This is a genomic window from Streptomyces sp. NPDC054841 (genome assembly GCF_053611045.1).
Genome location: NZ_JBSGZO010000198.1, coordinates 1 through 12,464, shown reverse-complemented (window position 1 = coordinate 12,464; position 12,464 = coordinate 1). Strand labels below are relative to the sequence as shown.

Below are 12,464 nucleotides of genomic sequence, written 5' to 3'. Positions count from 1 at the left end.
GGCTCCGCCGCGTGGCGATCCCGTCCGTGGGACGGGGGCCGGGGCTCCTGTGTGTCGGTTCAGGCCAGCAGTCCCGAGCTCTTCCACAGCCTGCGACCCGCCCCGCGCAGCACACCGATCTCGTCCAGGAAGTCCGTGAGGCGCTTCGCGCCCGTCTGCATCACCTCGCGGCGGTGGCCGCTCGCCTTGACCTGGGCCACGGCCTGCTGCCGGTCCAGGCCGACGTTCTCGTACACCTGGGGGTTGATGAAGCAGACGGAGAAGACCCGCGCCGCCTGACCGCAGCTGATCCGGGTGAACTCCTGCTCCCAGCGGGGCGCGGTCACCATCTGGCGGCGCAGCTCCTCGCGGGCGTACCGCACATGCCGCGCCTCCTCCACCACATGGATCCGGGTCACGCCCCGCACCAGGGTCTGGACGCGCTCGTCCGGGAAGGTCAGCCGCTGCATCCAGTCGAGGATCTCCTCGCCGAGCAGCGTCGCCGCGAAGGAACCGGGCGTCGTGGAGACGGTCTTCAGGACGCGCGCCAGGTTGTGGTAGACGCGCGGCACCGGATACGCGGGGGCGCCGCCCTTCTGGATCATCTTCGCGAACATCATCGAATGCCGGCACTCGTCCGCTATCTCGGTGAGCGCGTAGCGCACATGATTGCTGGTCACCGACTTGTCGTAGATGTGCCGTACCAGCAGCTGCATGAGGATGATCTCGAACCAGATGCCCAGCGAGGCGAGTGACGCCGCCTCGTGCCGCGCCAGGTCCATCCGCTGTTCCTCGGACATCCTTTTCCACAGCGGGGTGTCGTACAGGGACACGAGCTCCGGCGGCCAGAACCATTTGCCCTCCTCGATCGGGGCCTCCCAGTCGAGCTCCTTGTCGGGGTCGAAGGAGTGCTTCGCGGAGGACTCGAGCAGGCGGGCGGCGACCTGTTCGCGGTCCCGCAGCGGGCCGAGGGCGTCGCGGAGGGCGGTGAGATCGCGTGGAGTCACAGTCGTCATGGCCCTTATGAGACTGCGCGTCAGTAACGCCGTCAATCCCTTGCGCGGGACTTGTTGACTGCGCGTCTACCAACGTGTGAGCCTGCCAAGGGACGTCAGACGGACCGTCAGCTGAGACGAAGGAGCCGTTCGTGCCGACACGTGACCTCTACACCCACACCCCCGACGACCCCATCTGGTCCGTTCCTGCCTCCGGAGCTGCTCGCTTCAGCTGGGAGTACGACGACGGCCGCGACCGTCTCCTCGCCCTCTACCAGAAGGGCAAGGACAAGCAGTGGGACGGCGCCAAACGGATCGACTGGGACCTGGAGGTGGACCCGTACGACCCGCTCGGCACGCCCGACGAAGCCCTCAGCCTCTACGGCACCCGCCACTGGTCGAAGATGACCGAGAAGGACAAGGGCGAGCTGCGCCGGCACTACTCCTCCTGGCAGTTCAGCCAGTTCCTCCACGGCGAGCAGGGCGCCATGGTGTGCGCCGCGCGGATCGTCGAATCCGTGCCCGACCTCGACGCGAAGTTCTACTCCGCCACCCAGACCATGGACGAGGCCCGGCACGCCGAGATCTACGGGCGCTTCCTGCACGAGAAGATCGGCATGCTCTACCCGATCAACGACAACCTCCAGGGTCTGCTCGGCGACACCCTGCGCGACTCCCGCTGGGACATGCCGTACCTCGGCATGCAGGTGCTCATCGAGGGCCTCGCCCTCGCCGCCTTCGGCATGATCCGCGACACGACCGACAAGCCGCTGCCCAAGCAGATCCTGGCGTACGTCATGCAGGACGAGGCCCGGCACGTCGCCTTCGGACGGATGGCGCTGCGCGACTACTACAAGCAGCTCACGGTCGCGGAGCTGCGCGAGCGCGAGGAATTCGTCATCGAGGGCTGCTACTTGATGCGTGACCGCATCCGGGGCCTGGAGGTGCTGGAGGACTTCGGTATCCCGCGGAAGGAGGCGGAGGAGTACACGGAGCAGTCCGAATTCCTCCACCTCTTCAGGAAGCTGCTCTTCAGCCGGATCGTGCCGTGCGTGAAGGACATCGGCCTGTGGGGCGAGCGGCTGCAGAAGGCGTACGTCGACATGGGCGTCTTCGAACTCGGCGACTCCAACCTCGACCTGCTGATGACCCAGGACGAGGAGCTCGCGGAACAGCTGGACCGGGAGCGCTTCGCGGCCGAGGAGGCGGAACGGGTGGCGGAGGTGGAGGAGGCGATCGTGGAGGGCGGGGCGTCCTGAGCTGCGACGGGACCTCACCTGCGGCCGATGATCACCCGTTTGGAGGACGCTCCTCGATTCCTGCTGGGTACGCTGGTCGTGCCAGGCAGACTCCGCCGCATGGGAGCGATTATGAGCGCCGCACGCGAGTACGGGCTGGACGAGGAGTACGCATGGCCGCGCCCGCCCGTCGGCGGTTGGACGTCGGACGACCTGGACCTGCTTCCGGACCTGCCTCCGCACACGGAGCTGATCGACGGGAGCCTCGTCTTCGTGAGTCCGCAGACCAAGTTCCACATGCTGACCATGCGGCTGCTGGAGAACACGCTGCTCGACCAGGTTCCGGACGAGCTTGACGTGTTCCGGGAATTCACGGTCACGCTGGACAAGCACAACCGGCCGGAGCCCGATGTCCTGGTGGTCCGTGCCGGGGCCGACACCGGCGAGCGCGGGACCCGGCTCCTCCCTGAGGACGTCGTGCTCGCCATTGAGGTCGTTTCAAAGGACTCCGAAGGACGCGACCGCGAGGTCAAGCCCCTGAAATACGCTCAGGCAGGCATCGCCCACTTCTGGCGAGTGGAAGACAGTGGGGGTCTCCCCGTGGTCTACGTCTACGAACTCGACCCCGCCACCGGCGCCTACGGCAAAGCGCAGATCTGCCATGACCGGCTGAAGCTGACCGCCCCGTTCGACATTGACATCGACCTGACCGCGATCAACCGGCGCCAGTCTCGCGCCTGACCAGCGGCGGGCCGGCGCATCTGCCGACCGGGACCGGCCAAGGCAGCCGCCCCCCGAAGCGGGGGCAGCTCACTCCGCCCCCGGCGGGAATGTCGTCCGCAGCGTGAACGCGTACGGTGTCGGGCCGTGCTCCCGCAGACGGAGGAGGCGCTTCTCGGCCTCCTCCACGGTCGGGCGGTGGCCCGCCTCCACCCACCACATCGTGGTCATCGCCTCTTCCACCCGCTGGAACCACTCGTAGCGGCGCGACAGCAGCTCGCGGTGCTGTCCCTGGTACACGAAGGCGGTCAGCGCATTGGTGTCGCGCCACACCGACATGTTGACGATCAGCCACTCGTCGCCGAAGACGGGTACGTCCGTCGCGTTGCCGGACTCGCTCTGGAGCCGCCAGACGAAGCCGTCGGCCTCGTCGGCAACGGCGTTCACCGGGTCGAGCGCGTCGACGAAGTCCTTCAACTCGGGGGAGTCCAGCGGGAATTCGAGCCGTGCGATGTTCACCTGGGCCAGCTCGTAGGCCGGTTGCTCAGTCGTCATGGCCGCACGATAAGCGGCCGTAGCCCGGCCGTCCGCCCCGTTCCGAGGACCGAGACCGACCGCACGCCCCGCATCCGCACTGGCGTCCCCTTCCGCACTCGCATCCGCAGACCGGCACCCCGGTCAGGGCTTGTGCAGCGCCGCCACCATCACCGCTCTCGCGATCGGCGCCGCGTCGCCCCCGCCGCTGATCTCGGCGCCGGCCGCCTCCGGGTCCTCGACGACCACCGCGACCGCCACCGCCGGGCGGCTCACGTCCCGCTTCTGCGCCCAGGCGATGAACCAGGCGTACGGCGTGCCGCGGTTGCCGACGCCGTTCTGGGCCGTGCCCGTCTTCCCGCCGACCGTCACTCCGTCGATCCGGGCCCGCGTGCCCGTCCCCTTCTCGACCGCCTCGACCATCAGCTGCTGGAGCTCCTGCGCCGTCACCGGATTCATCGCCCGCTGATACGACCGCCGCGGCGTCTCCCGGACCGTGTCGCCGTCCCAGGTCGTCGTCCGCTCGACCAGATGCGGGTACGGCAGCTCCCCTCCGTTGGCGACGGCCGCCGAGACCATCGCCATCTGCAGCGGCGTCGCACTCGTGTCGAACTGGCCGATGGACGACAGCGCCAGCTGGTCCACGCTCATCCGCCGGTCGAAGTTGGACACCGCGACCCGGGACGGAATCCGAAGCCCGCCGTCGTTGAACCCGAACCGGCCCGCCGTCTCCAGCATCCCCTCCAGCCCCACCTTCGTCCCCAGTTTCGCCATCACCGTGTTGCACGACCATTTGATCGCGTACACGAGCGACGCCTTCTCGCAGCCGGGCACCGGATTGGGGAGCTTCGTCCGCGTGCCCGGGATCAGATACGGATCAGGCGTGTCGGTCGGGGCGTCCACATCCGTGACGACCCGGGCCTCCAGCGCCGCCGCCGCCGTCACGATCTTGAAGGCGGAACCGGGCGGATACGTCTGCCGGATGGCCCGGTTGAGCATCGGACGGCTCTGCGACCCGTTGAGCCGCTTCCAGGCGGCCGTGACGGCCGCGCTGTTGCCGGAGAGCACCCCGGGGTCGTACGAGGGGCTGCTGACGAGCGCCAGGATCCTGCCGGTCGACGGCTCGAGCGCGACGACCGCGCCACGCCGCCCGTCGAGGCCGTCGTACGCGGCCTGCTGCATCGAGGCCTTGATGGTGGTGACGACCTTGCCGCCGGGCCGCTCGGAGCGGGTGATGTCGTTCCAGAAGGGGAGCGGGGCGAGCAGCGGATCGGTGCCGGACAGGATCGGGTCCTCGGCGTGCTCCAGCAGCGTCGTGCCGTACGTCTGGGAGGCGAAGCCGGTGACGGGCGCGTACATCGGGCCGTGCCGGTACGAGCGCTCGTACCGCAGCTGCTGGCCGGTGTCCATGGAGCCGGTGATGCGCTGCGAGCCGACCATGATGTCGCCGCGCGGCTCGTCGTAACGGGCGATCTCCGGGCGCCGGTTGGCCGGGCTGGCGTTGAGCTCGCCGGCCTGGAGGACCTGTACGCGCACGGCGTTCACGAGCAGCGCGACGAGCAGCAGCAGACAGAGCGCGGCCGCACGCCGGATGTAGCCGGTCATCGTGCCTCCTCGGGGGCGCCCGGTGCGGCGGCGGGCGCGGCGGCGGGTGCGATGACCCCGGTCTCCACGGGCTCGGGGTGCGGGGCGCGCGCCGAGTCGCTGACCCGGATGAGCAGCGCGACGATGATCCAGTTGGTGACGACGGACGAACCGCCCTGCGCCAGGAACGGCATGGCCATTCCGGTCAGCGGGATCAGCCCCATCACCCCGCCCGCGATCACGAAGACCTGGACGGTGAGAATGGCGGCCAGACCCACGGCGAGGAGGCGTCCGAAGGGATCGCGCAGGGCGAGGCCCGCGCCGTAGCCGCGGGCCACCAGCAGCGCGTACAGCAGGAAGAGCGCGGTGAGTCCGGCCAGCCCCAGCTCCTCGCCGGCGGTCGCCAGGATGAAGTCGGACTTGGCGGCGAAGCCGATGAGGACCGAGTGGCCCGCGCCGAGCCCGGCGCCGAAGACGCCTCCGGCGGCGAACGAGAACATCGACTGGGCCAGCTGGCTCGGCCCCTGGCCCGCGTCGATGGAGGCGTACGGATCGAGCCAGTCCTCGACACGGCTGTGCACATGCGGTTCGAGGGCGCCGGCGGCGAACGCCCCGACGCCCGCGAGCAGCAGTCCCACGGCGATCCAGCCGGTCCGGCCCGTCGCGACGTAGAGCATGATCACGAAGAGCCCGAAGAACAGCAGCGAGGTGCCGAGATCCCGCTCCAGCACCAGGACGGCGACGCTGACCAGCCAGATCGTGACGATCGGGCCGAGTACCCGGCCGGTGGGGAGCTGGAGCCGCCAGATCCGGCGGCCGGTGTGGGCGAGGGCGTTGCGGTTGGCGGCGAGATAGGCGGCGAAGAACACCGCGAGCAGGATCTTGGCGAACTCGCCCGGCTGGAAGGAGAATCCGCCGATCCGGATCCAGATCCGGGCACCGTTCACCGCCGGGAAGAGGATCGGCACGATCATGAGACCGAGCGCGGCGGCGACCGAGAGATACGCGTACCGCTGCAGGATCCGGTGGTCGAGCAGCAGGATGACGACCGCGATGAAGAGCGCGACGCCGAGTGTGGACCAGATCAGCTGGGTGGGGGCGGCCCGGTTGCCGGGTGTCTCCAGGTCGAGCCGGTAGATCAGCACCAGCCCCACGCCGTTGAGGAGCACCGCGATCGGGAGCAGGAGCGGGTCCGCGTACGGGGCGCGGATCCGCACGGCGACATGCGCGACCAGGGCGAGCAGACCGAGGCCCGCGCCATAGGCGACGGCATCGGGCGGGACGGCGCCGTTCCTGGCGAGGCCGACACCGACGTAGCCGTAGACGGAGATGAGGACGGCGCAGACCAGGAGCGAGAGCTCCACACCCCGCTGCTTCGGCGGGTGAAGTGCGGGTGGGGGAGCGTCCGCTGTTGTTGCGGTCATGCCCCGCAACGTAGCAAGAGGGCATCTTATGTCCGCTTATCCGTGGACGTAATGGGCTCCATGTCGGCGGCGGGGGTGTCGGTGTCGGCGCCCTGCGCGGCCGGTTCGCCGTTCTTCGAGCAGCCCGATGAAGCCGCGAGGCCCGATGGAGCAGTGGCGTCCGGGCAGTCCGCGAGGTGGACGTACTCGGGGAGCGTCAGCCTCGCGACCGCCCCGCCCTCCGGCGCGTTGGCGAACACCAGCTCCGCGCCGATCACCGCGGCCTGCCCCACCGCGATCGTCAGTCCGAGCCCGTGGCCCTTGCCGCCCGACTCCGTACGGAACCGCTGCGGGCCGTGCTCCAGCAGATACTCCGGATAGCCCGTGCCGTGGTCGCGGACCGAGAGCACCGGCCCGTCCACCGACACCGTCACCGGCTGAGCCCCGTGCTTGTGGGCATTGGCGATCAGATTGCCGAGCACCCGCTCCAGCCGGCGCTTGTCGGTCTCGACCCGTGCCGGGTCCACGATCCGCAGCTCCGTCTCCGCACCGGAGGCCCGCACCATCCGCACCAGCCGCTCCACCAGCGGAGCCAGTTCGTGGATGTCGAGATCGACGGTCTCACCGCCCGCGTCCAGGCGCGATATCTCCAGCAGATCCTCGGTGAGCGCCCGCATCGTCCGCACCCGGTCCTGCACCAGTTCGGAGGGGCGGCCCGGCGGCAGCAGCTCGGCCGCGGCGGACAGCCCCGTCAGCGGGGTACGCAGTTCGTGCGCCACGTCGGCGGTGAAACGCTGCTCGCTCAGCAGCTTGCCCTGGAGCGTGGAGGCCATGGTGTCCAGCGCGCCGGAGACCGTGGCCACCTCGTCCTCGGGGCGTGAAGGGTCCTTCGTACGGGGATCGTTGACGCGCGCGTCCAGATCACCCGCGCTGATCCGTCGCGCCACCTGCGCGGTCAGATGGAGCCGCCGGGTGACCCGGGTCACCGCGAACGCCCCCACCAGCAGCGTCGCGCCGATCGCCAGCACCGAGGAGCCGAGGATCGCCCGGTCCAGGCCGGAGATCGTGCTCGCGCTGAGCGTGTAGTCGATGCGCACCGCGATCGCGCGGCCGTCCGCCGGGCCCGCCGCCCACATCGTCGGCCGACCCTTGAAGTCGGCGACCACCGTGCCGCGCTGCCCACGCAGGGCGAGAGCCCGCAGCTCGCCCGGCATCCCCCGCGGATCCACCGCACCGAACCGCCCGACCGGCTCGCCCGCCTCGTACGCCTGCGTCACGTCCTCCAGTCGGGACAGTGCCTTCTCGCGGGCCTGGTCCACCGTCTGCTGGGTCACCGACACATGCACCAGCGCACCGAGCAGTGCCGCGAGCGCGCAGCACATCACGGTGATGAAGACCGCGGCCTTCCACGTCAGCGTCGCGGTCCAGGAGGGCAGCCGCGGCCGCCTGCGGCGCAGTGAGGAGCGACTGGTCATCGGGCGTCCGCCGACGGCTCGTGGCTGCCGGGCTTGCCGGGCTTGACCCGGACGATCTCGTCGCGGGTGGGGAGCATCGTGCGCTGCTGCTCGTCCCAGGACCAGGCGGTCCGGTACTCGTAGCCGGGGATGCCCGCCGAAACGGCGCGTGTGATCAGGTTTCGCCCGGCCAGTTCCACGCTGACGATCGGCTCCGTGTGCGCCAAGATGCGCGTCAGCCCGCCCTTTTCCGGCAAGTAGATGCGAATCGCGGTCTGGTGTTCGGGCAGGGTGATGCCGACGATCAGCTCGTCCTTTCCGTCGCCGGTGGGGTCCCGGTAGTACGGCTTGAGTATCGGGCAGGCCTTCGGCTTCGTTCCGCAGTCGCGGATCTGCCGGGCGGTCCGGGCGTAGAGCCCGTCGACGCCGGTGACCTCGCCGGGGTCGGCCTTCACCTCGGCCTGGACGACGGCGACCGGGTCCACGGTGCGGACATCGCCGTCCGGCACCTTGACGCCGGGAACGTGCTGAGTGTCACTCTCGCCGTAGTCGACCGGCGGCGCGGAGATCGGCGGCAGCTCGGGCCACAGTTCGACCGGGCCGATGGCGGTCGGGGTCGCGCCCGCGCTCTCCAGCCCGCCCGCGTCCTGGCAGCCGGACAGCAGCAGCCCGGCGGCCGTGGCCGCCAGCGCTGCGCCGAAGACGGTGCGGAACGGGCTCAAGGGGCTCCCTGGTGGTGCTGCGAGTCATCACTTCACGGCCGGGACGAGGCCGCGAGGAAGATGATGCCGTCCGTGCGGTGACCATTCTCGGCCGGGCTACCGCAGGCGGTCGGACGGAGCCGCGGCCGCTCGGTCGTCCCGCAAACCTTATTCGGCACCGGACCGACGACCGTCCCGCACCCGGCATCCGAGCCGGACCCGAGCCGGACCCGAGCCGGACCCGAGCCGGACCCGAGCCGGACCCGGGCCAAGGCGGGCCGCAGGACCCACGAGCCCGTACCCGGCATCCGAGCCGGACCCGGGCCACAGCGGACCCACCCCCACCGGCCCGCAGTCGGCGGACGGCCCGGGGCGGGGCCGTGCAGGGTCGGCCCCGCAGGGGTGGCATCGTGCCGGGGCACATGGGTACGGGGCCGGATGCCGCCCCGAGGAGTCGAGCCCGGAGGGGCCCCGCCCCACCCCCCACCAGCGCACCCCGAGCCCGTCCGGCGCTTGAGGACGGACGCACAGGCCGCCCGGACCGCACCGGACACACCCTCACCGCATCCCCGCCGGAAGCGCACCGCACCTTACTCACCGGCAGCAGCCACACCAAGCCCGTCCGGCGATTGAGGACGGACACACCGGCCGCCGCCACGGCAGAGGGCACACCGTCACCGCACCCCCGCCGGAGGCACGCCGCACCCAATCCGCACCCCCCGCCGGAGGCACGCCGTACCGCTCTACAGGCCCGCCCCGGCCCGACCGCCCCGCCCCGACAGCGCCGCACGGCACAGCGCGAGCAAGCGCTCGTCCTGTTCGATGTCGTGGCTCCCGGAGCCGCCGTCCAGGACGTTGTGGCGGCGCGGACGGGAGAGCTCGGCGCGAAGGAGCGGCGCCGCGTCCGACGCCGCGCGGCCCATCTCGGCCAGGCACTCGGCCACCTCGACGCGCCCGTACCGGTTCTCCTCCCAAGCCGTGCGCAGCACCGGGAGTGCCTCCCCGGCATCCCCGGTGACCCGCCACAGCGCCACCGCCGCGTCCATGCGCAGCCAGCGTTCCCGCGAGCTGAGCAGCTCGCGCAGCGCGGGCGCGGTGTCCGCCGCCCGCGGGCCGACGAAGCCCAGCGCCGCCGCGGCCGCCCGGCGCTCGTCGGGGCCGTCCGCCATCAGCAGCTCGCGCAGCACCCGCAGGACGGCACCGGTGTCGCCCGCGTCGCCCCCGTCGCTCGCGTCGCCCGCGACCGCCCACAGCGCCCGCGCCGCAGCCGTCGCCACCGACGAGTACGGGCTGCGCAGCAGCTCGCGCAGCTCCGGCGCGGCCGGAAGTGCCGCGCGGCCGAACGCCGTGAGCGCCCGCAGCGCCGCCTCGGTCGCCCACTCGCCGCCCTGCACCGGGGCGCCCCGCAGCACCCGGAGCACCTCGGGCAGCGCCTCGACGGCCCGCAGGGCAGCCAGCCCGTGCAGCAGCGGGGCCGCCCGGTCGGAGAGCTGTTCGTCCAGTGCGACCTCGCCGAGCCGACGGCGCAGCACCGGCGTGAGCGGCGCGGCTGCGGCGCCCAGATAGGACACCGCGAACGCCACGTCACGCGGCAGGTCCGGCTGCTCCAGCGCCACGGCGAGCGCCGGGACGGCGCGCAGGTCACCGAGTCTGGCCAGGGCGACCAGGGCGTGGTGGTCGCCCTGACCGCTCTCATCACCCTCGCCACCCTCGCCGCCCTCACGGAGCAGCCCGCTCCGCGCGACCCGGTCCGCGAGCGCGTCCGCCGCGGGCAGCGCCAGCCCGAAGAGGCTCTCCAGCAGGATCGCCGCGGCGGCCCGCAGCCGCGCGTCGGGGTCGCCGAGCTGCGCCCCGACGAGCCGTACGACCTCGTCGTACGAACCGCGCCAGGCCCGGATCAGGCCGTGACACATCCACACGGCGTCCGTGCGCTGCACCGGGTCGGCACTGGTCAACTGGCCGGTGAGCAGGGCGATCCGGTCGCCGACGCGGTCGCCGAGCGCCGAGTGCAGGGTCCGCAGCAGATCGTCCGCCCACGGCGCCCCCGGCCCGCCCCCCTCACCGCCCGGGTCCGTACCCCCGCCCGAACAAGAGCCCGCACCCGCACCCGGACTCGCACCCGCACCCGGACTCGCACCCGGACTCGCGCACGCACCCGCACTCGCACTCGCACCCCCGTCCGCCGCCCGCAGCAGCGCCGTCGCCGTCGAGGCGATGTCGTCGGGGAGGCGTCCCGGGGCGCACCGCGCCAACTGTGCCAGCGCGGACAGGCGCAGCCCCGGCGGATGGTGCGGAGCCAGCAGAGTCGTCAGCCACCGGACCGCCTCGGCGCGCAGCGGCTCGTGGCGCAGGGCGATCCGCCCCACCGCCTCGACCAGCGCGAGCCGCACCTCCGTGTCCGATTCCGCGTCCAGCCGGTCCCGCAGCAGGGCGAGCACCCGCGCCGGCTCGCCGTGCAGCATCGCCAGCGCGCACGGCGCCGCCAGCCGCACGCCGGGGTCCGGGTCGCTGAGCAGGCCGAGGAACACATCCGCGCCCGCCGCCACCGCGGCCGCCGCCATCGCATAGTTCGCGGCGTCCTCGAACTCCTCGTCCTCCGGATCGAGTTCGTCGTCGCCGTCCAGGTCGATGCCCCCGATGCTCGTGAGCAACTCCACGACGGCGCCCCGGTCCTGGACCTCGGGACTGGCGACGAGCTCCAGCAGGAAGGGGATGCAGGCCAGCGTCGAGTCGTAGACATCGCCCTGGTGGTGCACCGCTGCGTACATCCCGTCGAGCGCGCTCTCGCGCTCCGCCGGATCCGCCGAGGCAAGCCCCCGCAACAGTCCCGGGACATCGTCCGCCGGACCGTACGCATGCACCATCGAGGCCCAGTCGACCTCGTCGATCCCCGTGAACACGCTGTTCCCTCCCGCGAGCCAGGTACTTGGGGAGAGTGTGCACCACGACCGCGACAACCACGCTGTGCGTGTGAGCCGAAGAAGCGCCGCCACGCCTCGGCAGGACTCTTGCCCCCGCCGTGCCGTGGCTGCTCCCATGGTCGAGGGGGGTGATGACGGGGATGACCGGACTGCGCGTCACACCGGCACCGGCGTACGGTCGTTCGCGGCTGTACGTCAGCCTTCCCGGCGGGCGGCACGTGGCCTGGTACGACCAGGAGTCGCACCGGGTCAGCCTGGTCCTCGGCGAGTTCCGCGACGAGGTCCTCGCCGCGCTCGCCCCGTACGTCACCGGCGAGGTGACCGTCGGCCCGCCGCCGGTACCGACCGCCGACGAGCTCGCGCGGCTGTTCCTCCGTCCCGACGACGATCTGGCGCCCAACCGGCCGGGGGAGGCGCTGCACCTCGCCCTCGCGCTCGCCCGGGCGAGCGGCGGCGGGCAGCGGCGCCGGGACCCGAGGCGCGCCGAACTGGCCGCGCACGAGCTGCTGGGTGCGGAGTTCGACCGGCTGGAGGACGCCGGCTGGCGGGTGATCCACTCGGTGCCGCTGCCCGGTGATGTGAGCCGCGCGGGCCGCATCGACCATCTGGCCATCGGCCCGGCGGGGGTGCTGGCGGTACGGACGTTCGCGGCCCGGAAACGGCGCGTACGGATCTCGGGAGAGCTGGCCGCCGCGGGCCGCGACGAGCCTCGGCCCGAGCTCCGCTGGGCCCGCCGCGGCGCCGAGCGGGCCTCGCTCGCGCTGGCCACGGCGGTACGCCCGGTGCTCGCCGTCGTCGGAGCGACCCGGCTCGATGCCGTCCCCACGCCGCCGGACGTCCGTATCTTCTCCGAGGGAGAGGTGGCCTCCTTCGCCCGGCTCGGGGGCGTACTGAAGCCCGCGGACGTCGAGTCGCTGTACGGGCATGCCCGCAAC

General features: G+C 71.9%; 10 protein-coding genes. 3 read left to right on the top strand and 7 right to left on the bottom strand.

Features of this window, described 5'->3' with window-relative positions; all coding sequences use genetic code 11:
• Positions 1–59 precede the first annotated feature (59 nt).
• Complete coding sequence (locus ACWGI8_RS24475; protein ID WP_453663947.1) at positions 60–995, bottom strand: AurF N-oxygenase family protein; 936 nt, start codon at positions 993–995, stop codon at positions 60–62.
• 131 nt (positions 996–1,126) lie between these two features.
• On the opposite strand from ACWGI8_RS24475, the gene ACWGI8_RS24470 reads away from it, so the two are divergent.
• Positions 1,127–2,233 carry a ferritin-like domain-containing protein gene (locus tag ACWGI8_RS24470; protein WP_453663944.1) on the top strand — a complete coding sequence of 369 codons (1,107 nt, stop codon included), beginning with the start codon at positions 1,127–1,129 and terminating at the stop codon, positions 2,231–2,233.
• Positions 2,234–2,344: 111 nt separating this feature from the next.
• Positions 2,345–2,953, top strand: a complete 609-nt coding sequence (locus tag ACWGI8_RS24465) for a Uma2 family endonuclease (protein ID WP_453663942.1) — start codon at positions 2,345–2,347, stop codon at positions 2,951–2,953.
• A 69-nt stretch (positions 2,954–3,022) separates the two neighbouring features.
• On the opposite strand, the gene ACWGI8_RS24460 is transcribed toward ACWGI8_RS24465, so the two are convergent.
• From ACWGI8_RS24460 to ACWGI8_RS24435, 6 genes are all read right to left on the bottom strand, one after another.
• Positions 3,023–3,487 (bottom strand): DUF3291 domain-containing protein, encoded by a 465-nt coding sequence (locus tag ACWGI8_RS24460; protein ID WP_453663941.1) that lies wholly within the window; start codon positions 3,485–3,487, stop codon positions 3,023–3,025.
• Between the two features lie 123 nt (positions 3,488–3,610).
• The gene (locus ACWGI8_RS24455; protein ID WP_453663940.1) at positions 3,611–5,071 is read right to left on the bottom strand and encodes a penicillin-binding transpeptidase domain-containing protein; all 1,461 of its coding nucleotides are present in this window, start codon (positions 5,069–5,071) and stop codon (positions 3,611–3,613) included.
• Entirely contained in the window at positions 5,068–6,474 is a 1,407-nt protein-coding gene (locus ACWGI8_RS24450; protein WP_453663939.1) for an FtsW/RodA/SpoVE family cell cycle protein, read from the bottom strand. The genes ACWGI8_RS24455 and ACWGI8_RS24450 overlap by 4 nt, the downstream gene beginning before the upstream one ends.
• A 26-nt stretch (positions 6,475–6,500) precedes the next feature.
• Positions 6,501–7,928: an ATP-binding protein gene (locus tag ACWGI8_RS24445; protein ID WP_453663937.1), complete on the bottom strand. Its 1,428-nt coding sequence runs from the start codon at positions 7,926–7,928 to the stop codon at positions 6,501–6,503.
• Positions 7,925–8,629 (bottom strand): hypothetical protein, encoded by a 705-nt coding sequence (locus ACWGI8_RS24440; RefSeq protein WP_453663935.1) that lies wholly within the window; start codon positions 8,627–8,629, stop codon positions 7,925–7,927. Before ACWGI8_RS24440 ends, ACWGI8_RS24445 begins: the two co-directional genes overlap by 4 nt.
• 722 nt (positions 8,630–9,351) lie before the next feature.
• Positions 9,352–11,508 (bottom strand): HEAT repeat domain-containing protein, encoded by a 2,157-nt coding sequence (locus ACWGI8_RS24435; protein ID WP_453663934.1) that lies wholly within the window; start codon positions 11,506–11,508, stop codon positions 9,352–9,354.
• A 152-nt stretch (positions 11,509–11,660) separates the two neighbouring features.
• Between ACWGI8_RS24435 and ACWGI8_RS24430 the strand changes: the two genes are divergently transcribed.
• The coding region (locus tag ACWGI8_RS24430; protein WP_453663932.1) for a nuclease-related domain-containing protein at positions 11,661–12,464 on the top strand (804 nt) is incomplete at its 3' end.

What these genes read in the sequence shown, in the direction of transcription:
- ACWGI8_RS24475 (WP_453663947.1), bottom strand. Translation starts at nt 995, where the DNA reads ATGACGACTGTGACTCCACGCGATCTCACCGCCCTCCGCGACGCCCTC.
- ACWGI8_RS24465 (WP_453663942.1), top strand. Translation starts at nt 2,345, where the DNA reads ATGAGCGCCGCACGCGAGTACGGGCTGGACGAGGAGTACGCATGGCCG.
- ACWGI8_RS24460 (WP_453663941.1), bottom strand. Translation starts at nt 3,487, where the DNA reads ATGACGACTGAGCAACCGGCCTACGAGCTGGCCCAGGTGAACATCGCA.
- ACWGI8_RS24455 (WP_453663940.1), bottom strand. Translation starts at nt 5,071, where the DNA reads ATGACCGGCTACATCCGGCGTGCGGCCGCGCTCTGTCTGCTGCTGCTC.
- ACWGI8_RS24450 (WP_453663939.1), bottom strand. Translation starts at nt 6,474, where the DNA reads ATGACCGCAACAACAGCGGACGCTCCCCCACCCGCACTTCACCCGCCG.
- ACWGI8_RS24445 (WP_453663937.1), bottom strand. Translation starts at nt 7,928, where the DNA reads ATGACCAGTCGCTCCTCACTGCGCCGCAGGCGGCCGCGGCTGCCCTCC.